General features: G+C 71.3%; 16 protein-coding genes, 3 tRNA genes and 1 riboswitch. Of the genes, 9 read left to right on the top strand and 10 right to left on the bottom strand.

What is annotated here, in order from left to right; all coding sequences use genetic code 11:
• Window positions 1-21: 21 nt before the first annotated feature.
• A riboswitch (SAM riboswitch) is annotated at window positions 22-137 on the bottom strand.
• A gap of 192 nt (window positions 138-329) precedes the next feature.
• From GIS00_RS11530 to GIS00_RS11500, 7 genes are all read left to right on the top strand, one after another.
• Window positions 330-402 (top strand) — tRNA-Glu (locus tag GIS00_RS11530).
• Window positions 403-434: 32 nt separating this feature from the next.
• A tRNA-Asp gene (locus GIS00_RS11525) sits at window positions 435-511 on the top strand.
• A gap of 43 nt (window positions 512-554) precedes the next feature.
• Window positions 555-631: transfer RNA gene (locus GIS00_RS11520), tRNA-Phe, on the top strand.
• 114 nt (window positions 632-745) lie between these two features.
• Window positions 746-1822: an acyltransferase family protein gene (locus GIS00_RS11515; RefSeq protein WP_196073231.1), complete on the top strand. Its 1077-nt coding sequence runs from the start codon at window positions 746-748 to the stop codon at window positions 1820-1822.
• A 205-nt stretch (window positions 1823-2027) separates the two neighbouring features.
• Entirely contained in the window at window positions 2028-2618 is a 591-nt protein-coding gene (locus GIS00_RS11510; protein ID WP_322097871.1) for a DUF4956 domain-containing protein, read from the top strand.
• Window positions 2615-3490: a polyphosphate polymerase domain-containing protein gene (locus tag GIS00_RS11505; RefSeq protein WP_322097870.1), complete on the top strand. Its 876-nt coding sequence runs from the start codon at window positions 2615-2617 to the stop codon at window positions 3488-3490. The genes GIS00_RS11510 and GIS00_RS11505 overlap by 4 nt, the downstream gene beginning before the upstream one ends.
• Window positions 3487-5337 (top strand): carbohydrate-binding domain-containing protein, encoded by a 1851-nt coding sequence (locus GIS00_RS11500; protein ID WP_154768565.1) that lies wholly within the window; start codon window positions 3487-3489, stop codon window positions 5335-5337. Before GIS00_RS11505 ends, GIS00_RS11500 begins: the two co-directional genes overlap by 4 nt.
• Window positions 5338-5503: 166 nt before the next feature.
• Here the strand turns inward: GIS00_RS11500 and GIS00_RS11495 are convergent, their stop codons facing one another.
• The 3 genes from GIS00_RS11495 to GIS00_RS11485 all read right to left on the bottom strand — a co-directional run bounded on the left by GIS00_RS11495 (window position 5504) and on the right by GIS00_RS11485 (window position 8003).
• Window positions 5504-6349, bottom strand: a complete 846-nt coding sequence (locus GIS00_RS11495) for a metallophosphoesterase (RefSeq protein ID WP_154768564.1) — start codon at window positions 6347-6349, stop codon at window positions 5504-5506.
• Window positions 6350-6542: 193 nt separating this feature from the next.
• Window positions 6543-7262, bottom strand: coding sequence for a GAF and ANTAR domain-containing protein (locus tag GIS00_RS11490; RefSeq protein WP_154768563.1), 720 nt, complete (start codon window positions 7260-7262; stop codon window positions 6543-6545).
• A gap of 225 nt (window positions 7263-7487) precedes the next feature.
• Window positions 7488-8003, bottom strand: coding sequence for a tRNA (cytidine(34)-2'-O)-methyltransferase (locus GIS00_RS11485; RefSeq protein WP_322097869.1), 516 nt, complete (start codon window positions 8001-8003; stop codon window positions 7488-7490).
• A gap of 138 nt (window positions 8004-8141) precedes the next feature.
• On the opposite strand from GIS00_RS11485, the gene GIS00_RS11480 reads away from it, so the two are divergent.
• A complete protein-coding gene (locus GIS00_RS11480) occupies window positions 8142-8501 on the top strand; it encodes a PASTA domain-containing protein (RefSeq protein ID WP_154768561.1) in 360 nt (119 codons plus the stop codon).
• Window positions 8502-8587: 86 nt separating this feature from the next.
• Here GIS00_RS11480 and GIS00_RS11475 read toward each other — a convergent pair whose 3' ends face one another.
• The 7 genes from GIS00_RS11475 to GIS00_RS11445 form a co-directional block, all read right to left on the bottom strand.
• Window positions 8588-10069: a sugar porter family MFS transporter gene (locus GIS00_RS11475; RefSeq protein ID WP_154768560.1), complete on the bottom strand. Its 1482-nt coding sequence runs from the start codon at window positions 10067-10069 to the stop codon at window positions 8588-8590.
• A 339-nt stretch (window positions 10070-10408) separates the two neighbouring features.
• On the bottom strand, window positions 10409-11950 hold the full coding sequence (locus GIS00_RS11470) for a malate:quinone oxidoreductase (protein WP_154768559.1): 1542 nt from the start codon (window positions 11948-11950) through the stop codon (window positions 10409-10411).
• 285 nt (window positions 11951-12235) lie between these two features.
• Window positions 12236-14251 carry an ABC transporter ATP-binding protein gene (locus GIS00_RS11465; protein ID WP_154768558.1) on the bottom strand — a complete coding sequence of 672 codons (2016 nt, stop codon included), beginning with the start codon at window positions 14249-14251 and terminating at the stop codon, window positions 12236-12238.
• A complete protein-coding gene (locus GIS00_RS11460; RefSeq protein ID WP_154768557.1) occupies window positions 14248-15981 on the bottom strand; it encodes an ABC transporter ATP-binding protein in 1734 nt (577 codons plus the stop codon). Before GIS00_RS11460 ends, GIS00_RS11465 begins: the two co-directional genes overlap by 4 nt.
• Window positions 15982-16381: 400 nt before the next feature.
• The gene (locus tag GIS00_RS27525; RefSeq protein ID WP_230313453.1) at window positions 16382-17014 is read right to left on the bottom strand and encodes a TetR/AcrR family transcriptional regulator; all 633 of its coding nucleotides are present in this window, start codon (window positions 17012-17014) and stop codon (window positions 16382-16384) included.
• A gap of 403 nt (window positions 17015-17417) precedes the next feature.
• Window positions 17418-19121, bottom strand: coding sequence for an MDR family MFS transporter (locus tag GIS00_RS11450; RefSeq protein WP_154768556.1), 1704 nt, complete (start codon window positions 19119-19121; stop codon window positions 17418-17420).
• Window positions 19118-19798: a TetR family transcriptional regulator gene (locus tag GIS00_RS11445; RefSeq protein ID WP_154768555.1), complete on the bottom strand. Its 681-nt coding sequence runs from the start codon at window positions 19796-19798 to the stop codon at window positions 19118-19120. Before GIS00_RS11445 ends, GIS00_RS11450 begins: the two co-directional genes overlap by 4 nt.
• Before the next feature lie 108 nt (window positions 19799-19906).
• On the opposite strand from GIS00_RS11445, the gene GIS00_RS11440 reads away from it, so the two are divergent.
• A complete protein-coding gene (locus tag GIS00_RS11440) occupies window positions 19907-24958 on the top strand; it encodes an Lhr family helicase (protein ID WP_407666852.1) in 5052 nt (1683 codons plus the stop codon).
• The last annotated feature ends 70 nt before the right edge of the window (window positions 24959-25028 follow it).

Raw genomic sequence — 25028 nt, 5'->3', positions numbered from 1 at the left:
GGACCACCGGATGCGATCGGAGGCCCGCGCTTGTCCGGGCACGACATGTGCCGGACCAGGTCTTCACCCGGGGCACCCCACCGCGGTAGGAGGGTTGCCGGCCAGCAAGCCGGGGCTGTCTGCTGGCACTCATGACCTTCGCCGCCGACTGTAGCAACGACCGGCGGCGCTGGGAACCCCGGTGTGACACGACCCGCCGGCGAACCGCGCCTGGCGCGACGATCGGCGCCCGAATCGCCTCTGACGTGCTGTTTTGTTAGTCCCGAACCCGTGTCGTATGCTTTCCGGGCTCCCAACGGATAGCCGTTGGAGCTGAGCCGCGAGGTTCAGCCCCCATCGTCTAGCGGCCTAGGACCCCGCCCTTTCACGGCGGTAGCACGGGTTCGAATCCCGTTGGGGGTACGGGCAGGTCTTCGTGACCTGTTCAGCCACGAGGCCCCGTGGCGCAGTTGGTTAGCGCGCCGCCCTGTCACGGCGGAGGTCGCGGGTTCAAGTCCCGTCGGGGTCGCCACCAGGGGCCGGGTTCGAAAAATCGGACCCGGCCTCATGTGTGAGGCCAGGTAGCTCAGTTGGTACGAGCGTTCGCCTGAAAAGTGAAAGGTCGCCGGTTCGATCCCGGCCCTGGCCACCACCACACGCTCCGGGTTTCCGGACGCGTCGCGCGATCCGTCGGTCAGTCCCGGATCACACCGTCTCCCACCCGGGTTCCGCGATCGGTGGGGCCGCTGCCGAGGGGGCGTACGAGTTGGGCCGGATCCAGGGTCTCGATCTGCTCCGTGGGCTCGCCATCTTCCTGGTACTGATCCGGCATTCCTGGCCGGGCACCTTCGGCGGGGCCGGCATCGTCGGCGTGGTCATCTTCTTCGCGCTGTCGGGCTACCTGATCACCGGCCTGCTGGTGAAGGACCTGCAGCACTTCGGCCGGGTCCGCTGGGGCCGCTTCTACTTCCACCGCGCCGTCCGGCTGCTGCCCGCGCTGTACGTGCTGCTCGCCGTCTACGTGCTGGTCAACATGACGTGGAACTGGCTCGGCGAGACGACGGACCAGACGGTCTGGGGCGTCATCACCGGCGTCACCTACACCGCGAACATGCCGTACCTGACCAAGGGTGCGGCGCTCGGCCACCTCTGGACACTGGCCACCGAGGAGCAGTTCTACCTGCTCTGGCCGCTGCTGCTGGGTCTGGGATTCCGCTACCGCAAGGTCCGCATCGCCGCTGTCATCGCGATCGTCGTGGTGTTCGCCGGCCTGATCTGGCAGCTGTGGTGGCGCTCGGACAACGTCGCGGCCATCTACACGATGCCGTTCTCCTTCTCCCCGGCCATCGTGCTCGGCTCGGTCGCCCGCCTCGGCAAGGCCCGGCTGCAGCGGATCCTGCCGCCGGCCGGCGTCGCGCGGGCGGCGCTGTCCACCCTGGCGATCGGCATCCTGTTCGCGCTGTGCCTGCTGCCCGAGGTCAAGCAGTACCCGGTGATGTACGTGCTGGGCGGTCCGCTGATCGCGGTCTGCACCATCGTGCTGGTGCTGCACGTGGAGCACTGGCGCACCCTGCCGCGGGTGTTCGCGCCGATGCTCTGGCTGGGCACCATCTCGTACGCGGCCTACCTCTGGAACTACCCGATCATGCGCTGGGTGCTGCACGAGTACGGCCCCCGCCACCCGTGGTGGCCCTGGCTGACGATCCTCTACACGCTCGCCGCCGCCACCGCGTCCTGGTTCCTCATCGAGAAGCCCCTGCAGCGCTGGCGGCGTCGGGTCGACGCGCGGCACGCCGAGCGGAAGGCCCCGGCCCCGGTGGGTCGGCACGCCGTCGCCGGCTGATAGGGAACCTCGACGACGCCGCGGCCGGATCCGCGGCCCCGAGCCGGCGGCGACCGATGGTCGTGCCGGGTAGCGGCGGCCGCACTGCGACGGCTGTCGGGGACCTGAGCAGATGCTGTCCGGGGTCATGGCCGGCGCACAGGAAGCTCAAAGCCCGGCCCGGATGAATGGGCGGTGAACAACCACCGACCCCCGGGAGAACACCGTGACCACCGCCGTCTTTCTCGCTCTCGACCTCGTCGCCGTCGTCGCGCTCGTGGCGGTCTACTTCCGCCGGCACCACCGGCGCGACCTCGTCGTCTCCTACCTGTGCGTCAACATCGGCGTGCTGGCGGTGACCCAGGTGCTCGCGGTCAGCACGGTCGGTGCCGGTCTCGGTCTCGGACTGTTCGGGGTGCTGTCGATCATCCGGCTGCGCTCCTCGGAGATCGCGCAGCACGAGGTCGCCTACTACTTCGCCGCTCTCGCGGTCGGATTGCTCGCCGGCTTCGGTGCGGTCGGCAGCACCTGGGTGCCCGCGGCGCTCATCATCCTCGTGGTGGCGGTGATGGCGGCCGCCGACCACCCGCGACTGCTCCGCCGCTACCGGCAGCAGGTCATCGTGCTGGACCGGGCCATCGCCGACGAGACCGAACTGGCAGCACATCTCGGGCATCTGCTGGGCGCGGAGGTCAAGGGCGTGACGGTGCAGCGGCTGGACCTGGTCAACGACACCACCACGGTCGACGTCCGGTACCGCACGACCGCCGGTGTCCCGGCGGCCGCGGCGCGCCCCCGGCTCGAGGTGGCCTCGTGACGGCGGCGACGATCGACACCGAACCCGAGGTGCTCGCGCCACTGCTCGGTCTCGGGACGATCCAGCTCGACGAGCTGATCGAGCGGGCCGCGCTGCAGACCCGGGTCGACCGCAAGTACCTGGTCGACATCGACCGACTGGCGGTGGTTCTCGCGGATCTCGACGGGACCACGCGGGTGCTGGAGGTGGACGGGCGCCGGGCGATCGACTACGCCTCGACCTACTACGACAACGCCGAGCTGCACAGCTACCACCTCGCCGCCCACCGGCGGCGCCGTCGCTACAAGGTGCGGGCCCGGCGCTACGGCCAGGGAGCGACCTTCCTGGAGGTGAAGACCCGCGGCGCGCGCGGCAGCACCGTCAAGGAGCGCACCGAGCGGCCGATCCCGGAGGCAGACCTGCTGCTGGACGACGACGGGATCGCCTACGTGGACACCGCTCTCGAGGCCGCCGGCATCGGCGCACTGCCGGACCGGCTGCTGCACCCCACGCTGCGGACGCACTACACGCGCACCACGGTGTTCCTGCCGGCCACCGCCTCCCGGGCGACCCTGGACATGGACCTGCGGTGGAGCGACTCGGTCGGCCGCGGCGCCGGTGTGCCACGGCTGGTCGTCGTCGAGACGAAGTCCGGGGCCACCCCGTCCGGGTTGGACCGGTTGCTCTGGTCGCACGGCCACCGGCCGGTCGGCCTCTCGAAGTACGGCACCGGTATGGCGCTGCTGCACCCCGGACTGCCCGCCAACCGCTGGCGCCGGGTGATCGACCGGGTGCTGCTCCCGCAGCTCGCCCCCGCTCAGCCCGCCGCCATCACTGACATCCCGAGCAGCACAGCATCTCTCGACCACCACAACCCCTGGAGTACCCGATGAGAACCCCTCGCATCCGCCGCGCGGCGCTGGCCGTCGGTGCCGCCCTCACCCTGGCGATCACCGGCTGCACGGCCGCCGCCACCGACACCACCACCGCCACCACCGCAGCAGCCACGTCCGCCACCACCACGACGACCACCGGCACCATCACCACCGAGACCTCCGACGGCGGCACCGTCACCTACGACGCGGTGCCGTCCTCGACCAGCGCCGAGGAGGTGCTCGCCGCCGACGAGACCACCGCGTCGGTCGACGCGGAGTACGACGCGGCCGATGCGGTCACCGTCACGCTGTCCGGCGACACCGCCACGGCCGACGGCGACGGCGTGACCGTCGACGGCACCACCGTCACCATCACCGCGGCCGGGACCTACGTGCTCACCGGCACTCTCGCCGGCCAGGTCGTCGTGGACACCGCTGACACCGAGGACGTGCGCATCGTGCTGGACGGCGCGAGCATCACCAGCAGCACCACGTCGGCGCTGGCCATCACCTCGGCGGAGAACGTCGCGGTGGTGCTGGCCGACGGCACCGACAACGCGCTGAGCGACACCTCCTCCTACGCCGAGGATTCCGAGGTCTCGGCCGCGCTGGACAGCTCCGCCGACCTGACCATCACCGGTACCGGATCGCTGACCGTCACCGGCCACGGCAACGACGGCATCTCCAGCAGCGACGGCCTGGTGATCGAGTCCGGGACGATCACCGTGACCGCCGTCGACGACGGCATCCGCGGCAAGGACCACATCGTCATCTCCGGCGGGACGGTCACCGTGACCGCCGGCGGTGACGGCCTCAAGTCCGACAACGAGGAGGACGCCGACCGCGGCTACATCTCGATCAGCGACGGCGCGGTCACCGTCACGGCCGGCGCCGACGGCATCCAGGCGCAGACCGACCTGGCGATCACCGGCGGCACCGTGGATGTGACCGCCGGCGGCGGGTCGGGGCAGACGGTCGCCGAGGACGCGTCGGCGAAGGCACTGAAGGCCGAGGTGTGGATCGGGATCGAGGGTGGCACGGTCACTCTCGACGCGGCCGAGGACGGCATCAACTCCAACGGCGCGGTGCGGGTCAGCGGCGGCACCGTGACGATCGCGGCGGGCGACGACGGGGTGCACGGCGACGCGGAACTGCTGATCGCCGGCGGCACGGTCGACGTCACCACGTCGAACGAGGGCCTGGAGAGCGCGGTCATCACCATCTCCGACGGAGACGTGCAGGTGACGTCCTCCGACGACGCGATCAACGGCTCCGACGGTTCCGGATCCTCGGGAGGTGGCATGGGCGGCGGCGACCAGGCGATCGACGGTGTGTCCGTGACGATCTCGGGCGGCACCACGGTGCTGGACGCCGGGGGCGACGGCCTCGACTCCAACGGCAGCGCCACCATCACCGGCGGTGTGGTCGTGGTCAACGGGCCGAGCGGCAACGGCAACGGCGCGCTGGACGTCAACGGCGACTTCACCATCACCGGCGGGACCCTGCTGGCCGCAGGCAGTTCCGGGATGGCGGTCGCACCGACCGGCACGGACCAGTCGGTCATCGCGGCGACCTTCGACAGCGTGCAGGCGGCCGGGACGGTGGTGCAGATCTCCGCCGCCGACGGCACGGTCATCGCCTCCTTCGCCGCCACCAAGGACTTCCAGTCGCTGGTGTACTCCTCCGCCGACGTGGTCGCGGGCGAGACCTACACGTTGTCGGTCGGCGGTGATGTCGCCGGGACCGTGGTCGGCGGGCTGGGTGATGCCGGCAGCACCGAAGGGGCGACCGCGGCGACCACGGCGGTGGCCGGGGAGCAGCCGGCCGGCGGCATGGGCGGCATGGGCGGTCCGGGCGGGCGCTGAGACGCCGGCAGGTCGACCCGCTGGTGACCGACAGGTACGTGTACGACCTCCGGGCCGCACCGCTCCAGCCGGGCGGCGCCGCACTGCGGGATCGGCGCCCCGGCGGCCGCGGTCCGGGCGGTGCCCGGGGCGCCCGGACCGCCGGGGGCGGTGTGCGGGACCGCGATCAGGCCGGCTGGACGACCAGGGCGTCGGTGAGCACCAGCGGCGCCCAGCGCGGGGCGGCCTTCGCGCCGTGACCGGGGTCGATCCCGGTCACGGTGTGATCGCCGATCTGCACCCGGACGTGGCGGTGCTGCTCGTCGATCTGCAGGTGCGGCCGGAGTGCCTCGTCGCCCATCACCTGCTTGCGGCGCCAGTTCCACGCCGAACTGTGCCCGTGCACCAGGTCGAAGGGCAGGTCGCCGGCGATCAGCCAGGACGGCAGCAGCTCGAGACCGGAGGCGGCCCAGACCGGCCCGGCGGTGAAGTCGACCGGGTCGCCGAGCATCGTCCCGGCGCGGAACACCGGGCGCTTGAAGACCGAGGCCATCGAGTTGATCCGCTCGGCGGCCTCGGCCGCGCTCTCCGGGGCGCCGAGCATCTTGCGCCAGAAGCCCTCGGTGAGTCCGGCGTGGGTGACGAGCACCTGACCGTCCGGCAGGTCCACCGCGGCGGCCACCGCCATCTGCCGGCTGCGCCACCACCAGCGGATCAGGTCGCCGTGCTGCTCGTCGAGGTGCTCCGGCCAGTGGAACCGCGGCGGCACGAAGAGGTACTGCTCCTCGTGGTTGCCGGTGAGCTGGACCCACTGGTCCCCGGAGGCCGACAGGAACCGGGCCACCAGGTCCAGCACGCCGGGGGAGTCCGGCCCGCGGTGCACCAGGTCGCCGAGCTGGATGACGGTGAGGTCGGCGGGCAGCAGGCCGGCGGCGACGTCGGCGCCGAGATCGGTCAGTGCCCGGGAGAACTCGCCGAGCTGGCCACCGATGTCGCCGAACACGGCCACCCGGCCGCGTTGTCGTGCCGCCACGTCATCCCCTCCCGTGCGCCGGGCGGCGCGCCGGGGAGCATTTCATCACGGACCCGACGGGATGTCGCCGACCGGGCAGGTCCTGGCGCGCACAGCAGAGGGCGCAGCGCGCTGCCCACGCCGGCTCGACGGACGTGGTTCCGAGCGGGATGTCGGCGCCCGACCCCGGGGCACGACGAACGGGTGGGGAGGGTCAGCGACTGCGGGACCGCTCGTGGTCGAGGACCTCCCGGGCGACATCGGCGATCTTCAGGTTCATCTGCTGGGAAGTGGTGCGCAGCATCTCGAACGCCTGGTCCTCGCCGACCTTGTGGAAGGCCATCAGCAGACCGACGGCTTTGCCGATCTCGCGGTTGGACTCCAGCCCGAGCCGCAGCGAGGACGCCTGATGGCGCTGGTGCGCGGCGAGCAGCGCGACCGAGGCGAACGCCGTCAGCATGATGGCGTGGTGGACGGACTCCTCGTCCAGACCGCCTGCGGTGTCCGAGAAGACATTGAGCGCACCGACCTTGTCCTGGTTGACCCGCAGCCGGAAGCCGGCGACGGAGCGGACCGGGGTGAGGGCCAGCACGTCGGCGGCGAGGGTGGGCCAGGTGGGCGAGATGGTGAGATCAGGATCGAGCTGCGGGTTCTCGTCGACGATGGCGTCGACGCACGGCCCTTCGCCGTGACGCTGTTCCAGCATGTCGACGGTGCGGGCCGTCTCGTCGGAGGCGGCCACCGTCTGGAAGCCGCTGCCCCGGCGGAGCATCATGCTGGCGTGGTCGCACCCGGGCACCAGCATCGGTGCCGCTGCACACAAGGCACCGTGGATCTGGTCGAAATCGTCGTAGTCGTAGATGATCTCGGCCAGCCCGGCGAACACGGTGGCCGGGTCGCCCGACCGACGGGGCACCTCACGGGACACGGACATCTGCACTCCTCGACACCTGAACCGGAACCGGTCGACCCAGGGATCTTCGCATGAACGCCCGGGGGGAGGTCGGCCCGTCCGGGCATCCACGCGACGTGATCGGCCCGACCGGCACATGGGATGAACCAGTCGGACCTCGACCTCCGGTGTCCCCGGGTCGCACCCCGGAGGTCGTACGCATCCGGTACCCGGTCGGTGGCGATCCAATCGGGAGGCCGGGCCCGCTCAGCCCTCGACAGGGTCGGGCAGCGCCGTCGTGGTGTCGGCGGCCCCGGGGTAGCCGAGCTGGCGCCAGGCCTCGTAGACGACGATCGCGGCCGCGTTGGACAGGTTCAGCGAGCGGCGCCCGGCGAGCATCGGGATGCGCACCAGACCGGTGATCCGCGGGTCGGCCAGCACCGGTCCGGGCAGTCCGGTGGGTTCGGTGCCGAAGAGCAGCACGTCGCCGTCCCGGTAGTCGACCTCGGAGTGCAGCACCGTGCCGGACGCGGTGAAGGCGAACACCCGCGGCGGTGTCCCTTCCCCTTCGGACCAGGCGGCGAACGCGGCGTCCAGGTCGTCGTGCACCGTCACCGACGCGAGGTCGTGGTAGTCCAGCCCGGCCCGGCGCAGCTTGGCGTCCGACAGGTCGAACCCGAGCGGGCGGATCAGGTGCAGCTCGCTGCCGGTGGCCGCGGCCGTCCGGATCGCGTTCCCGGTGTTCGGCGGGATGCGGGGTTCGTGGAAGGTCAGCCGGAGCACGAGCACCGATGATGCCATCCCACTGGGCGCCGCCGAACCCGGCCGACCTGCAGGGGAGACGTCCGGAGGTCGCGCTGCCACGCGCGCGCCGACCTGCGGGGACGGGCGGGCGCGGCCCGCTGTCCCTACAGTGGGGTGATGAGCCCGGCGACGATCACCGTGCCCGACCTGATCGGGTTGACCTTCTCCGAGGCCTTCCGGATCGGTACCGGCATCGGACTCTCGGTGGTCGGAGTCGCCCCGGACGGCACCCCGGTGGCCCCCACGTCCGAGGGTGCGGTGGTCGAACAGGAACCCGTCGCCGGCGCGGCCCTCAAGGTCGGCCGGACCCTCTCCCTCCGGGTCGGTCGTCCGCCCGGCGGGTCCGGTGACCGGGTACCCGTCGATCCCGGGCCGCGAGGGCTGGAGGGGGAGTCCGAGTCCGATCCGACGCTGCCGCCCGGGGACCGTTCCCGCAATGCCGACCCGGACAGCGATCCGGATCTGGTGCCGGCCTGACCCGTCGCGGCCCTGACAGACCTCCGGCCCCCGTCGATCCGCGGATCGACAGGGGCCGGAGTGGTCTCACAGTGGTCCCGCAACGGTCAGCGGCCGGCGCCGGCCTTCCGGTCGACGACGACGTCCATGGTCATGTCCTCTAGCTCCTTGCCCTTGGTCTCCGGGATCTTGGCGAGCACGAAGAAGAAGGACAGCAGGGCGAACAGCGCGTAGAGGCCGTAGGTGAGGCCGAGCGAGAGGTCGCGCAGCGGCGGGAAACTCACCGTGACGACGAAGTTCGCCAACCAGTTCGCGGCGGTGGCCAGGGCCATCGCCTTGGCCCGGATCCGGTTCGGGAACATCTCGCCCAGCAGCACCCACATGACCGGGCCCCACGAGGCGCCGAAGAACACGATGAAGCCATTGGCGGCGATCAGCGTCGCGGTGCCCCAGAAGCCCTCGAGCACGGGCTGGGCGACACCGTCGGCGTCCGGCGGCCCGAGGGTCGCCTGGGCGAACCCGATCGCCATGATGCCCAGGGTCACGAACATGCCGATGGAGCCGATCAGCAGCAGCTTGCGCCGACCGAGGTTGTCCACCAGCAGGATCGCGATCACGGTGACGACGACGTTGACGATCGAGCTGATCACCGAGGCGGTGAACGCGAACGAGTCGTCGAACCCGACCGACTTCCAGAGCGAGGTGGAGTAGTAGAAGATCACGTTGATGCCGACGAACTGCTGGAAGATCGCCAGCAGGATGCCGACCCAGACGATCGGGTGCAGGCCCAGTCTCGACCCGCGCAGGTCGGCGAACGAGGCCTTGTCCTCCCGCTCCATCGACTTGCGGATGTCGACGATCCGGGTGTCGATCTCGGCCGGGGTCTCGCCCAGCACCCGGCGCAGCACCTTGGCCGCGGCGGCGTCCTTGCCCCGGGCCACCAGGTAACGCGGGGACTCCGGGATGCCGAGGGCGAGCACGCCGTAGATGACCGACGGGATCACGCCGACCAGGAACATCCAACGCCAGGCCTCGAGGCCGAACCACAGCTCCTGCAGGGCGCCGCCGTCGCCGGAGGCCAGCGCCTTGTCCGACAGCAGCGCGACGAAGATGCCCAGCACGATCGCCATCTGCTGCAGCGAGGCCAGCCGGCCGCGGAGCGAGGCGGGGGCGATCTCCGAGATGTAGGTCGGCCCGATCACCGATGCGATGCCGATGCCCAGACCGCCGATGAACCGCCAGATCGCGAGATCCCAGGCGGCGAAGGCGATCGCGGAGCCGATGCTGGACACCACGAACAGCACCGCGCCGGCCAGCATCACCTTCGGGCGGCCCCACCGGTCGGCCAGCGAACCGGCGAACCAGGCACCCACCGCCGACCCGATCAGCGCGATGGCGACCACCAGGCCGGTCACCCCGGAGGTCAGCGAGAAGTTCGACTCCACCGCGTCGACCGCGCCGTTGATGACGGCGGTGTCGAAGCCGAAGAGGAAACCGCCCACGGCCGCCGCGATCGAGATGCCGACCGCGCGGGCGGGGTGCCGTTCACCGTCCTCGGGTCGCAACGGCAAGTTCGTCCGATCGGACATCGTGGCACCTTCTTCTCCCGGGCCGGCGCCGACGACGGCCCACTGTTCTGCTGACCCGGCGACGCTGCCGGACCACCTGCACTGCTGCCCACCGGGATCCGCTCTGCCGCATGCGTTCCCCGCCGGGTCACCCCGAAACCGCGGATCGCCGGACGCGAAGATCAACTTCCGGCGGGATCCACGATATTCCGACCGCGGCGACGGCGCGCGGCGGGGTGGTCACCGGGTGTTCCCGGCCGGGCACCCTGCGGAAACGCCGACGGCCCGATCCGGGTGTCGGATGGGGCCGTCGGCGGTGGTCCGGGTTGTTGTCAGGCGCCGGGGAGTACGGGCGGGAGGTCAGGCGACGGTCTGCGCGGAGCGCAGCTGCAGGGTGCGGTCGCTCCAGTCGGTGAGCTCGGCGAGCAGCTTCGGGTCGTCGTCGAGGGTGCGACCGAAGGACGGTACCAGCTCGGTGAGCCGCGAGGTCCATGCGTCCATCCGGCCGGGGAAGCAGCGGCGCAGCACGGTGAACATGATGTCGACCGCCGAGGAGGCACCGGGGGAGGCGCCGAGCAGGGCGGCGATGCTGCCGTCCGCCGCGGAGACGACCTCGGTGCCGAACTGCAGGGTGCCCTTGCCGTCGGCACCCTTCTTGATGATCTGCACGCGCTGGCCGGCGGTGATCAGCTCCCAGTCGCCGGACTGCGCGGTCGGCACGAACTCGCGCAGCGCGCCGAGCCGGCCGCTGCTGGTCTGGGCGACCTCGCCGACCAGGTACTTGATGAGATCCAGGTTGCCGCGGGCGACGTCGAGCATCGGCGCCAGGTTGTTGCCCCGCACGGAGGCGGGCAGGTCGAAGATGGACCCGTTCTTCAGGAACTTGGGGGAGAAGCCGGCGTACGGGCCGAACAGCAGTGACGGGGCGCCGTCCACCCAGCGGGTGTCCAGGTGCGGTACCGACATCGGCGGGGCGCCGACAGCGGCCTTGCCGTAGACCTTGGCGTGGTGCTGCTCGATGATCGCCGGATCGGTGCAGCGCAGGAACTGGCCGCTGACCGGGAACCCGCCGAACCCACGGGCCTCCGGGATACCGCTGGACTGCAGCAGCGGGAGAGCGCCGCCGCCGCTGCCCAGGAACACGAACGGGGCCGAGACCAGCGTCTTGCGCCCGGTGCGGGTGTCCTCGGCGAGCACGCCCCAGTTGCCGTTCTCGAGCCGGCGCAGCTCGGTGACCCGCTGGCCCAGCCGCAGGTCGGTGCCGCGGGCGGTGAGCTCGTCGAAGAGCAGCCGGGTGAGCTGGCCGAAGTTGACGTCGGTGCCGCCTTCGGCGCGGGTGGCGGCGACCGGCGCGCCGGGATCGCGGCCCTTCATCACCAGCGGCATCCAGTCGGCCAGCGTCGACGGGTCGGTGCTGAACTCCATGCCCTGGAACAGCGGGTGCGGGGCGAGCGCCTCGTGCCGCTTGCGGAGGTAGTCGACGTCGTCGCCGAACACCAGGCTCAGGTGCGGGATCGGGCGCAGGAACTGGCCCGGGTCCGCCAGCCGGCCGGAGTCGACCAGCGAGGACCACAGCTGCCGGGACAGCTGGAACCACTCGTTGACCTGCAGCGCCTTCGAGACGTCGATCGACCCGTCGGGCCGCTGCGGGGTGTAGTTCAGCTCGCACAGGGCGGCGTGGCCGGTGCCGGCGTTGTTCCAGGCGTCGGAGGACTCCTGGGCGATGCTGTCCAGGCTCTCCAGCACGGTGATCGACCAGTTCGGCTGCAGCTCCGAGAGGAGCGTGCCCAGGGTCGCGGACATGATGCCGCCACCCACCAGGACGACGTCGGTGGTGGTCACCCAGGGCGCGGGGACCACGTGCGGGTCGACGGCGGGGCGGGCGTGTCCGGGATCGGTCATGACATCTCCGTGCGACGATGCAGCAGGGCGGCCGCCGGTTTCCGACTGCTCCCGAGCGGCCCTTCGGCCGGGCCGGGACATGATCGGGGACGACCGATCCGACCACGGTAGGACCACTGCCCGGTGCCCGGTCGATGATCAACCCCGGACCCGGTGTGGGTTCCGCCACGTCACCCTCGTACCCCTGCTGACCAGCGCCGACCTTCCCGCGATGCGGTGTGCCGTGCATCACGGGAAGGTCTTTTGCGGGTTGGTCGTCGGGGGTCGGGCCCGTGCCGGGCCGGGTCAGCCGGTGGTGGCCGCGGAACCGGCGGCGAACTGCGAACGGTAGAGCCGGGCATAGGCGCCGTCGGCGGCCAGCAGGTGCTCGTGGTCGCCCTGCTCGACGATGTGACCGTCCTCCATCACCAGGATCAGGTCGGCGTCCCGGATGGTGGAGAGCCGGTGCGCGATCACGAAGCTGGTCCGGTCGCTGCGCAGCGCCGCCATCGCGTGCTGCACCAGCAGCTCGGTCCGGGTGTCCACCGAGCTGGTCGCCTCGTCGAGGATCAGCAGCGCCGGGTCGGCCAGGAACGCCCGGGCGATGGTGATCAGCTGCTTCTCGCCGGCCGAGACGTTGCTGCCCTCCTCGTCGATCACCGTGTCGTAGCCGTCCGGCAGCGAGTGGACGAACCGGTCGACGTAGGTGGCCCGGGCGGCATCCAGGATCTGCTCCTCGGTGGCGTCCGGGTTGCCGTAGCCGATGTTGTCGCGGATGGTGCCGCCGAACAGCCAGGTGTCCTGCAGCACCATGCCGATCCGGGACCGCAGCGCGTCGCGGGTGAGGTCGCGGGTGTCGACGCCGTCCAGGGTGATGCGGCCGCCGTCGATCTCGTAGAACCGCATGATCAGGTTGACCAGGGTGGTCTTGCCGGCCCCGGTGGGCCCGACGATGGCCACGGTCTGGCCGGGTTCGGCGACCAGCGACAGGTCCTCGATCAGCGGCTGGTCCGGGCGGTAGCGGAACGAGACGTCCTCGAAGGCGACCCGGCCCTCGGTACCGGTGACGGCGGCCGGGTGCTCCGGGTCCGGGGTCTGCTCGGGCTCGTCCAGCAGCTCGAACACCCGCTCCGCGGAGGCGACCCCGGACTGCAGCACGTTGGCCATCGACGCGACCTGGGTGAGCGGCTGGGTGAACTGCCGCGAGTACTGGATGAAGGCCTGTACGTCGCCGATGGTGATCGCGCCGGTGGCCACCCGCAGGCCGCCGACCACGGCGATGAAGACGTAGGTGAGGTTCCCGATGAACATCATCGACGGCGTGATGATCCCGGAGACGAACTGGGCGCCGAACGAGGCCTTGTACAGCTCCTCGTTCTTCGCGCCGAACGCCGCCTCCACCTCCGGCTGCCGGCCGAACACCTTGACCAGGCTGTGCCCGGTGAAGGCCTCCTCGATCTGGCCGTTGAGCGCGCCGGTGTGCCGCCACTGCGCGACGAACATCTTCTGCGACCGCTTCGCGACCTGCGCCGTGACGACGAAGGACAGCGGCACGGCGATCAGCGCGATCAGGGCCAGCAGCGGCGAGATGACGAACATCATCACCACCACCCCGACCACCGTCAGCAGCGAGATCAGCAGCTGGGACAGCGTCTGCTGCAACGACTGCGAGATGTTGTCGATGTCGTTGGTGACCCGGCTGAGCACCTCGCCGCGCTGCTGCCGGTCGAAGTAGGCCAGCGGCATCCGGTGCAGCTTGGACTCGACGTCGGCGCGCAGCCGGTAGATCACCCGCTGCACGATCCCGTTGAGCACGTAGGCCTGGATCCAGGTGAACAGCGAGGAGGCCAGGTAGAGCCCGAGGGCGAGCAGCAGGATGCGGCCCAGTTCGCCGAAATCGACGCCCTGGCCGGGGATCAGCGTCATCCCGGACAGCAGGTCGGCGTAGGTGTCGTTCCCGGCGGCGCGGGCCTCGTCGATCGCCTGCTGCTGGGTGAGCCCGGCCGGGAACCGGGACCCGATCACCCCTTCGAAGATGGTGTCGGTGGCGTTGCCGAGGATCTTCGGGCCGATCACCGAGAAGGCCACCCCGGCGATCGCGAGCAGCGTCACCACCACCAACCCGACCCGTTCCGGGGCCAGCCGGCCGAGCAGCCGGCGGGCGGAAGGGCCGAAGTTCAAGGACTCCTCGGTCGGCATGCCGGCGTTCGCGAACGGGCCACCGCCCCGCGGGCCGCCGGAGTTGGACCGGATCGTCTTCCGGTCCTCCTCGGAGCGACCTGCTGCTGTTCCTGTTCCTGTTCCTGCTCCGGGGCGGGTCATGCCGACACCTCCGCCGCCAGCTGGGATTCCACGATCTCGACGTAGGTCGGGCAGTGCTCCAGCAACTCGGCATGGGTGCCGGTGCCGACGACGATCCCGTCCTCCAGCACCACGATCCGGTCGGCGTCCAGCACGGTGGACACCCGCTGCGCCACGATGATCACCGTCGCGGTCCGGGTGACCGGTTTCAGCGCGGCCCGTAGTCGGGCGTCGGTGGTGAGATCCAGTGCGGAGAAGGAGTCGTCGAACAGATAGACCGACGGCGTCCGGACCAGGGCGCGGGCGATGGCCAGCCGCTGCCGCTGCCCGCCGGACACGCTGGTGCCGCCCTGGGCGACCGGGGTCTCGAGCTGTTCGGGCATCTCGCGGATGAAATCCTCGGCCTGGGCGATGCGCAGCGCGGCCCACAGCTCGTCGTCGGTGGCGTCCGGGTTCCCGTGCCGCAGGTTGCTCGCGACGGTGCCGGAGAACAGGTACGGGCGCTGCGGGACGAGGCCGATGGAGGACCAGAGGTCGTCCGGGGCCAGGTCCTTGACGTCCACCCCGTCGAGCCGGACGGCGCCGCCGGTGACGTCGAAGAGTCTGGGGATCAGCGAGATCAGCGTGGTCTTGCCGGCACCGGTGGAGCCGATCACCGCGGTGGTGGTGCCGGGCGTGGCGGTGAACGAGATGTCCTGCAGCACCGGTGTGCTCGCCCCGGGGTAGCCGAAGCTGACGTGGTCGAAGGTGACCTCCCCCGCGGTGGTGGCGCGGCGCTGCGGGTGCTCCGGCGGGGCGACGGAGCTCTCGGTGCCGAGCACCTCCTCGATGCGCTCGGCGCACACCGCGGCGCGCGGGACCATCACCGCCATGAAGGTCGCCATCATGACCGACATGAGGATCTGCATCATGTAGGACAGGAACGCCATCAGCGATCCGACCTCGATCTGCGCGTCGTCCACCCGGTGCCCGCCGAACCAGAGGATGGCCACCGACGACACGTTGAGCACCAGCATCACGGTCGGGAACATGAGCGCCTGCAGCCGTCCGGCACGCAGCGCGGTCTGCGTGACGTCCTGGTTCGCCTTCGCGAAACGCTCTGTCTCCCAGGGCTCTCGGACGAACGCGCGGACCACCCGGATGCCGGTGATCTGCTCCCGCAGCACCCGGTTGATCGCGTCGATCCGGGTCTGCATGAGCCGGAACTGCGGCACCATCCGGATCACGATGGAGCCGATCGCGATCACCAGCACCGGCACGCTGACCAGCAGCAGCCAGGACAGACCGGCATCCTCGTTCAGCGCCATGAAGACGCCGCCGATGCACATGATCGGCGCCGCGACCAGCAGGGTGCAGGTCATCAGCACCAGCATCTGCACCTGCTGCACGTCGTTGGTGTTGCGGGTGATCAGCGACGGGGCGCCGAACTGGTTCAGCTCGCGCTCGGAGAACCGGCCGACGCGGTGGAAGATCGCCGCCCGGACGTCGCGGCCGAAACCCATGGCGGTGCGCGCGCCGAACCAGACCGCGGCGATCGAGCAGACGATCTGCACCAGGCTGACGGCGAGCATCAGCCCGCCGCGGGACACGATGTAGCCGGAATCGCCGAGGGCGACGCCCTTGTCGATGATGTCGGCGTTGAGGCTGGGCAGGTACAGCGAGGCGATCGTGCCGATCAGCTGGAGCACGATCACCACGGTCAGGGCGCCGGCGTAGGGGCGCAGGTAGGTGCGGAGCAGGCGGACGAGCATGGTTCTCCCCGGGGTTGCTGCGGAATGCGGCGGGTCGTGGTCGTTGTGCTGCGGGCGGCGGAAGGGTGGTGCTCTGCGGTGGTCCGGCCGGTGCCTCGACGCTGTCGGGCGGTGGTGGAGCGGCGACGGTGGTGGCCTGTGGGCGGCGGTGATGGGCCGGTGGGTGGAGCCGGTGACTGTCCGGCGTTGTAGCGGCGGTGGTGGCGGGTGGCCGCGTCGTCGTCGGCGGTGCGTGCCGACCGGATCGGCGGTGGGCGGGTGCCGGCGGATCGGCTGTTGACGGGTTGTCGCAGCAGAGTCGATCAGCGGCGATCCGGATCGGCCGGGCGGCTCAGTCGGAATCCTGCCGGCGGCAGCGTATGTGGAGTTGTGCCCGGCCCGCGGGGCCGGCGGGACCGGATCAGGGGGAGTGCGCGCGGACCCCGTCGAGCAGGATCGAGACGATGTCGGCGGTCTCCATCGGGTGGCCGTTGGTGATCCGCTGGTTGGTGCCGGCGAAGACGAACATCTGCAGCACCCGGGTCACGTACTCCGCGTCGAACCGCAGGAAACCGCTGGGCGGCTCGAGGATCTCGCGGATCACCGCGTTCATCGACTCGTCGGACAACTTCGGCTGGGTCCAGCGGCGGCCGGACTGCGGCTCCGGCGGGCCGAGCATGCGCAGCGCGCCGAGCAAGGTCCAGACCTGCGCCAGCCGCTCGCGCAGGATGTCCACCACGGCCGTCATCCGGTCCGGGTAGGGCGCATCACGGTCGATCCCGGAGAGGGCGGCGAAGGTGGGGGCGGGGTCGAACACGGACTCGACGACCGCGCGGATCAGCGTGTCCTTGTCCTGGAAGGCGCGGAACAGCGTGCCCTCGGCGATGCCCGCCGCCTCCGCGATCGACTTCGTGCTGACCGCGGCGCCGTCCCTGGTGATCAGCGGGATCGCCGCGGCGATGATCGCCGCCCGCCGCTGCTCCACCGGTAGGGGTGCCGCACGCCCGCCCGGACGGGCGGTGCCCTTCGGCGCGGCGACGGTGGATTCCTGCATGCCAGGGAGAGTAGCTGAGTGAGTACTCACTCACAACACTTTTTCGCCGCCGGCTGAGTGTCCGGTTCCGGGGGTGTGGCGGTAGGGCGGGGCGGTTGGTCGCCGCCGGGCGTCGGGTCGCGGTCGGCGGGTGGAGCAACCTCTGCGGGTGGGTCGGGTCGGCGCCGATCAGCAGATCCGTTGCGGTGGGCCACGTGCAACGAGGCTGACGGCAACGGATCTGGGATGGGCCGGGCGGCATGTGGACTTCGGGACCGAATCCGTCGGTGGCCGAGGGAAATGGTCCCGGATGTGCCGGCTGGGTGGTCCTCTCTCCGGCAGGCCCGTCGAGGATCGCTGACAGCACTCGGCCCCGCGACCGAGGTCGCGGGGCCGAGGTGATCAGGTCCGGAGATCCTTCGGATCAGCGGCGGTCGGCGTCGGGCTGCCGACCGTCGTCGGATGCCGCGCCGGACCCGGATCCGGCGCCGACAGTGGCGGCAGTGTCGATGTTCTCGTCATCGGAGCGCGATGTGCTGTCGTCCTCCGATGCCACCGGGAGCCGCTCCGGGCCGCCATCGGCGACGGCCTCGCCCCGCGCCACCATGCCGGCGACGTCGGAGAGCGGAACCTCCTTGAGGAACAGGGACAGCACGAAGGCGAGGGCGATGGCCGGCAGCAGGTACCAGAACACCGGGGCCAGGGCGTCGGCGTAGGAGTCGACGATCGCGGTGTGCAGCGGATCGCCGACGGCCCGCACCTGCTCGGGGATCAGGTTGGCCGGGTCGATGCCGGAGGCCGCTGCCTGCCCGGCGTTCGCGGTGAACGCACCGGTCAGGTTGTCGACCAGCCGCGAGGTGAAGATCGAGCCGAAGATCGCCACGCCGAGCGAGGCACCCACCTCGCGGAAGTAGTTGTTGGAGCTCGTCGCGGTGCCGATGTCGGCGGGGGAGACGGCGTTCTGCACGGCCAGCACGATCACCTGCATGATCAGGCCGAGACCGGCGCCCATCACGAAGATCATGCAGCAGATCAGCCAGATCGGTGTGCTGCCGGTCAATGTCGTCAGCCAGAGCATGCCGGCGCCGGTCACCAGGGTGCCGACGATCGGGTAGATCCGGTAGCGGCCAGTCCTGGTGATCATGGTCGAGGACGCGATGACGGTGATCATCAGGCCGACCATCATCGGGATCATCAGCAGGCCGGAGGTCGATGCGGAGGTGCCGGAGGCCATCTGCAGGAAGGTCGGCAGGAAGGCGATCGCGGAGAACATGCCGACGCCGAGCACCAGGCCGATGGCGGTGGCGATCACGAACACGCTGTTGCGGAACAGGTACATCGGGATGATCGGCTGCTCGGCGCGCAGCTCGACGACCACGAACAGCACCACGGCGAGCAGGAAGGCCGCGATCAGGCCGAGGATGGCCGGCGAGCTCCAGGCGTACTCCTTGCCGCCCCAGTCGGTGAACAGGATCAGCGTCGTGGTGGCCGCGCTGAGCAGGACGACACCGAGCCAGTCGACCTTGGCCGTGTTCTTCCGGCTGGGCAGGGACAGGGTGCGCCAGGCGATCACGAAGGCGGCGACACCGATCGGGACGTTGATCCAGAAGCACCACTCCCACCCGAGGTGGTCGGTGAACAGGCCGCCGAGCAGCGGGCCGGCGACCGCGGTGACACCGAAGATCGCGCCCAGCGGGCCGAGGTACTTGCCGCGGTCCTTGGCCGGGACGATGTCGGCGATGATCGCCTGCGACAGGATCATCAGACCGCCGCCGCCCAGGCCCTGGATGCCGCGGAAGGTGACGAACTCCCAGAACGACGTGGAGATCGCCGCACCCAGCGAGCCCAGGGTGAAGATCGCGATCGCGAACAGGAAAAGCCCGCGGCGGCCGAAGATGTCGCCGAACTTGCCGTAGATCGGCATGGCGATGGTGGTGGCCAGCAGGTAGGCGGTGGTCACCCAGGCCATGTGCGCGACGCCGCCGAGATCGCCGACGATGGTCGGCATCGCGGTGGAGACGATGGTCTGGTCCAGGCTGGCCAGGAACATGCCCGCGACAAGTGCGGAGAAGATCAGCCAGATCCGCTTCTGGGTCAGGACCAGCGGTGCCGGTGCGGTGGTGGTCATCGGATTCCTTCTGCTGCAACGGGAGTGGGGGTGGTGGCGGCTGTGGGGTCTGCGGGCACCATGGGCACTGTGGGCTCGGCGACCAGGGCTGCGGTCTCCTGTCGGATCGCCACGAGATGCTGTGCGAGGGAGAGGCTCTCGTCCTCGAACCAGGCGAAGACCACCCGCGACATCAGGCCCATGAGCAGGGCGGCCCGGGTGCGGTCGGCGGCGGCCGGTGCATCTCCGTGCCGGCGCCGGACCAGCAGTGCGGCCAGCTGCTCCTCCTGGGCGACCGCGCGGGTGAGGATCGCTGCCAGCACCCGGGGTTCCTTGCGACCGATCTCCATGATCTGCCGGAGGTCGTCCCGATCGTCCTCGCCGAGCGAGCCTTCCAGGTCGGCGAGCACGAAGGTGTCGATCAGCAGGTCGCCGGTCGGGCCGCCGGCGACGAACAGGTTGCGGCTCTCCGGCGTCCCGAGGTCGGTCTCGCCGCTGAGGACGGCCTGCTCCTTGGTCTCGAAGTAGTTGAAAAAGGTGCGGGCGCTCACCCCTGCCTCGGCGGCGATCTGTTCGGCGGTCACCGCGTCGAAGCCGTCGGCGGCCACCAGGCGCCGGGCGGCCGCGCCGAGGGCCTTGCGGGTCGCCTTCTTCTTGGCCTCGCGCAGGCCCGGTGTGCTGCTGGTGGAAATGCTCACGGATCAATGGTGCACTCACTGCAAAGTTGCAGCAACTGCATGTTCAGTCGGATGTGTCACACCGCCCGATCGGCCACTGTCGGTGGTCTCGCGGACAATGGCCGGGTGATCGACGACGAGCAGGATCCGGGGACCGCCGCGGGGAGCGGCGACAGCACCCTGGGCGCGCTCGACCGGTTCACTCCGCTGGTGCGCGACTGGTTCACCAGCACGTTCGCCGCGCCGACACCGGCGCAGGCCGGCGCCTGGGACGCCATCGGCAAGGGCGAGCACACCCTGGTGGTGGCCCCGACCGGTTCCGGGAAGACGCTGTCGGCGTTCCTCTCGGCCATCGACGGGCTGGTCGCCCGGCCGGTGCCGGAGACCGCGCAGCAGCGGTGCTCGGTGCTCTACCTGTCGCCGATCAAGGCGCTGGCCGTGGACGTCGAGCGGAACCTGCGGTCCCCGCTGACGGGCATCGCGCAGCTCGGCGCCCGCTCCGGGACGAGCACCCGCGAGATCAGCGTCGCCGTGCGGTCCGGGGACACCCCGGCCGGCGACCGGCGGTCGTTCGCCCGGGACGGTGCCGACATCCTGATCACCACGCCGGAGTCGCTCTTCCTGCTCCTCACCTCGCGAGCGCGGGAGATGTTGACCGGGGTGCACACGGTCATCGTCGACGAGGTGCACGCCGTCGCCGGCACGAAACGTGGTGCCCATCTGGCGGTCTCGTTGGACAGGTTGGACCAGCTGCTGGAGCGGCCGGCGCAGCGGATCGGCCTGTCGGCCACCGTGCGGCCGCTGGAGGAGGTCGGGCGGTTCCTCACCGGCGGTCGCCCGGTGACCCTGGTCCGGCCGCCGTCCACGAAGCAGATCGACGTCGACGTGGTGGTGCCGGTCCCCGACATGAGCGCGATGGGCGCACCGACCGGTGAGCTGACCGGCCCGGCCGCCGGGGAACCGGAGCGGACCAGCATCTGGCCGCATGTCGAGGAGAAGGTCGTCGACCTCATCGAGGCACACCGGTCCACCATCGTCTTCGCCAACTCGCGAAGGCTGGCCGAGCGACTCACCGCCCGGCTCAACGAGATCCATGCCGAACGGGCCCAGGCGGCGGCCGCGCTGCCGGACGAGACCTGGCACGAGCCCGGGCTGGGATCGCCGGCGCAGATCATGGCCCAGTCCGGTGCCAGCAGTGGCGCCCCTGCGGTGCTGGCGAGGGCGCACCACGGGTCGGTGTCCCGGGAGCAGCGGGCGCTGATCGAGGACGAACTCAAGACCGGCCGGCTGCCGGCCGTGGTGGCGACGTCGTCGCTGGAGCTCGGCGTCGACATGGGCGCCGTCGACCTGGTCGTCCAGGTCGAGGCACCGCCGTCGGTGTCCAGCGGGCTGCAGCGGATCGGCCGGGCCGGGCACCAGGTCGGCGCGCCGAGTCACGGCGTGATGTTCCCGAAGTACCGGGGTGATCTGGTGTCGGCCGCGGTGGTCGCCGATCGGATGCGGACCGGCCGGATCGAGGCGCTCGCGGTGCTGTCCAACCCGCTGGACGTACTGGCCCAGCAGATCGTGGCGATCACCGCGATGGACCCGATCACCGTCGACGAGCTGCACGAGCTGATCCGCCGGTCGGCGCCGTTCGCCCAGCTCGGCCGGGTCGCGCTGGAATCGGTGCTGGACATGCTGTCCGGTCGCTACCCGAGCGAGGAGTTCGCCGAGCTGCGCCCGCGGCTCACCTGGGACCGGGTGACCGGCGAGCTGACCGGTCGGCCCGGGGCGCAGCGCCTCGCGGTGACCTCCGGCGGCACGATCCCGGACCGCGGGCTGTTCGGGGTGTTCCTCGCCGGCCAGGAGGGCGCCGGCCGTCGGGTCGGCGAGCTCGACGAGGAGATGGTCTACGAGTCCCGGGTCGGCGACGTGTTCGCGCTGGGGTCCTCGTCCTGGCAGATCGTGGAGATCACCCACGACCGGGTACTGGTGCTGCCGGCCCCCGGCCTTCCCGGCCGGCTGCCGTTCTGGAAGGGCGACACCCTGGGGCGGCCCGCCGAGCTGGGGATCGCGCACGGAGAGTTCGTCCGGGAGATCGGTACCGGGGCTGATGCGGAGGTGCGCGAGCGGCTCGGTGCCGGAGGTCTGGACGCCTTCGCCACCGAGAACCTGCTGGCGTACCTGCGCGAGCAACGCGAGGCGACCGGTCTGCTGCCGGACGAGAACACCGTGCTGGTCGAGCGTTTCCGGGACGAGCTGGGTGACTGGCGGCTGGTCGTGCACTCGCCGTACGGCGCCGCGGTGCACGCGCCGTGGGCGCTGGTGGCGGCGGCCCGGATGCGGGAGCACTACGGCGTCGACGTGCAGGCGATGCACGCCGACGACGGGATCGTGCTGCGGCTGCCCGATGTCGAGTACGAGGGCGACGGGCCGCAGGTGACCGAGGCGCTGGTGCTGGACGCGGAGACGCTCGAGGCCGAGGTCACGGCGGAGATCGGTGGATCGGCGGTGTTCGCATCGCGGTTCCGCGAGTGCGCCGGCCGCGCGCTGCTGCTGCCCCGGCGGCAGATCGGCAAGCGACAACCGTTGTGGCAGCAGCGGCAACGGGCCTCCCAGCTGCTGGAGGTGGCGTCCAAGTACCCGTCCTTCCCGATCGTCGCCGAGGCGGTCCGCGAGGTGTTGTCGGATGTGTTCGACGTGCCGGCGCTGGGCACGCTGATGCGCCGGATCGCCGCGCGGTCGGTGCAGCTGGTCGAGGTGACCACGCAGCAGCCGTCGCCGTTCGCCCGGTCGCTGATGTTCGGCTACGTCGCGCAGTACCTGTACGAGGGTGATTCGCCGCTGGCCGAGCGCCGGGCGGCCGCGCTGACGGTCGATCCCACCCTGCTGGCCGAGTTGCTGGGCAGTGGTGACGGTCTCGCGCTGCGGGACCTGCTGGACCCGGCCGCACTTGCCTCCACCGAGTCCGACCTGCAACGGCTCTCGGAGAACCGGCGGGCCCGCAACCTGGACGAGATCGCAGATCTGCTGCGGATCCTCGGTCCGCTGACCGACGAGGAGATCGCCGCCCGGACCGTGCCCGAGGTGGACGTCGCCGCCGCGGTGGAGGAACTGGTGGGCACCCGGCGGGCGATCGGTGTGCGGATCGGCGGGGTGGCCCGCTGGGCCGATCCGACGGATGCGGCCGTGCTACGGGACGCGCTCGGCACTGCGCTGCCGCCCGGGATCGCCGGCGCTTTCCTGGAGGCCGTGCCGGACCCGTTGGGACGACTGCTGTCCCGGTTCGCCCGTACCCACGGCCCGTTCGTGCCCGCCGAACCGGCGACGTTGTTCGGGCTGGGTCAGGCGGTGGTGCTGGACGGGCTGCGCCGGCTGTCGGGCAACGGACGCGTGGTGGAGGGGGAGTTCCGGCCGCTCGGGGGCGCCCCGGATCCGTCCCGTCGCTCCGGCACGGACGGGGTGCGGGAGTTCGTCGACGCCGAGGTGCTGCGGCTGCTCCGCCGCCGCTCGCTGGCGGCCTTGCGCGCCGAGGTGGAGCCGGTCGCCCCGGTCACCCTGGCCCGGTTCGTGCCGGCCTGGAACGGCATCGTGGCCAAGGGGTCCCGGGGCAGTCGGCAGCGCGGCGTCGACGGGGTGCTGCGGGCGGTCGAGCAGCTGGCCGGCGCGGTGCTGCCGGCTTCCGCGTTGGAGTCGCTGATCCTGCCGGCCCGGGTCGCCGGGTACCAGCCGTCGCTGATGGACGAGCTGACCGCCTCCGGCGAGGTCATCTGGACCGGGCACGGCGCGCTGGCCGGCGACGACGGCTGGGTCAGTCTGCACCTGGCCGACACCGCACCGCTGACCCTGCCGTTGCCCGAGAAGGACGCCGCGCTGGGTGGTCCGCCGGACAGGGCCCGACCACCCCGCCGGGATGCCGTGGCCGCGGTCCGGGCCTCCGCTTCTGCTGCTCCCGGAACTGCTGCTTCCAGTTCTGCTGCTTCCGGTGCTGCTGCTTCCGGTGCTGCTGCTTCCGGGTCTGCAGCGGGCGGCGGAGCCGCGGTGGGCGACACCTTGGCCGGGGCCGCGGTGGGCGAGAGGGCGGCCGGAGCGGCGACGGACGAGGTACCGGGCGGGCCGGATCCGGCGCCACAACGGATCGCGGAACCGGCGACCCAGCACGGCGTCTGGCACCGCCGACTGCTGGAGGTGCTGTCCCGCGGCGGCGCCTTCTTCTTCCGGGACCTGGCCGACGGCGTCGCCCGGGCCGCCGCGGACGAGGGCGGTCCGGACGGCGCGATCGATGACGCATCGCTGGCAGAGGTGTTGTGGGACCTGGTGTTCGCCGGTCTGGTGACCGGTGACACCCTCGCGCCGCTGCGCGCCCGGCTGGCCGGTGGCCGCACCACCCACCGGGCGAAGCGGGCGGCACCGACCGCGCGGCGGCGGACACCGTCCGGCCTGTCGATGCTCTCCGCGCGGACCGGCCGGGTCGGGCCGCAGGTGCGCCGGACCGGGCCGCCGCACGTCGCCGGCCGGTGGTCCCTGCTGCCCACCGCGGAGACCGACCCGACGGTGCGCGCGCACGCGCTGGCCGAGGTGCTGCTGGACCGGCACGGCGTGGTCACCCGCGGGGCGGTGGTGGCCGAGGAGGCGCCGGGTGGTTTCGCCGGGGTCTACCGGGTGCTGTCCGCCTTCGAGGAGACCGGGCGGGTGCGGCGCGGCTACTTCGTCGAGGGGTTGGGGGCGGCGCAGTTCGCCACCACCGGTGCGGTGGACCGGTTGCGCGGGCACGGTGTGGACCCGGATGCGGCACCGGACCTGGCGGCGATCGTGCTGGCCGCCGCGGACCCGGCCAACCCTTACGGTGCGGCACTGCCCTGGCCCGCCGGCGATCCCGCGCTGCCGGACAAGCACCGCCCGGCCCGGCGGGCCGGTGCCCTGGTGGTGCTGGTGGACGGCGAGGCCGTGCTGTTCGCCGAGCGCGGCGGCCGCACCCTGCTCTCCTTCACCGACGATCCCGCGGTGCTGGGTGCGGGGGCCGCGGCGCTGGCCGAGCGGGTCACCTCCGGTGCGATCGGCGGCCTGACGGTGACCAGGATCGACGGTGCGGAGGTACAGGGAGCCGGCGGTCCGGCCGTCGATGCCCTGTTGGCGGCCGGGTTCTCGCTGACCCCGCGGGGCCTGCGGATCCGGCCGTTCGCCGGGGGGGCCGGGTGAGACCGAGCTGGGTGAGTCCTCGCAGAGGATCGGAAAGCGGGACTCGGAGGAGATCTGTTCGTGCGGATCG

Origin of the sequence: Nakamurella alba, assembly GCF_009707545.1 — a bacterium.
Classification (GTDB): Bacteria; Actinomycetota; Actinomycetes; order Mycobacteriales; family Nakamurellaceae; genus Nakamurella; species Nakamurella alba.
This window is presented reverse-complemented; position numbering and strand designations above follow the sequence as displayed.

Excerpts from the sequence above, each read along its gene's own strand:
- GIS00_RS11500 (WP_154768565.1), top strand. The coding sequence starts at position 3,487 with ATGAGAACCCCTCGCATCCGCCGCGCGGCGCTGGCCGTCGGTGCCGCC.
- GIS00_RS11490 (WP_154768563.1), bottom strand. The coding sequence starts at position 7,262 with ATGTCCGTGTCCCGTGAGGTGCCCCGTCGGTCGGGCGACCCGGCCACC.
- GIS00_RS11480 (WP_154768561.1), top strand. The coding sequence starts at position 8,142 with ATGAGCCCGGCGACGATCACCGTGCCCGACCTGATCGGGTTGACCTTC.
- GIS00_RS11475 (WP_154768560.1), bottom strand. The coding sequence starts at position 10,069 with ATGTCCGATCGGACGAACTTGCCGTTGCGACCCGAGGACGGTGAACGG.
- GIS00_RS11470 (WP_154768559.1), bottom strand. The coding sequence starts at position 11,950 with ATGACCGATCCCGGACACGCCCGCCCCGCCGTCGACCCGCACGTGGTC.
- GIS00_RS11465 (WP_154768558.1), bottom strand. The coding sequence starts at position 14,251 with ATGACCCGCCCCGGAGCAGGAACAGGAACAGGAACAGCAGCAGGTCGC.
- GIS00_RS11460 (WP_154768557.1), bottom strand. The coding sequence starts at position 15,981 with ATGCTCGTCCGCCTGCTCCGCACCTACCTGCGCCCCTACGCCGGCGCC.
- GIS00_RS27525 (WP_230313453.1), bottom strand. The coding sequence starts at position 17,014 with ATGCAGGAATCCACCGTCGCCGCGCCGAAGGGCACCGCCCGTCCGGGC.
- GIS00_RS11450 (WP_154768556.1), bottom strand. The coding sequence starts at position 19,121 with ATGACCACCACCGCACCGGCACCGCTGGTCCTGACCCAGAAGCGGATC.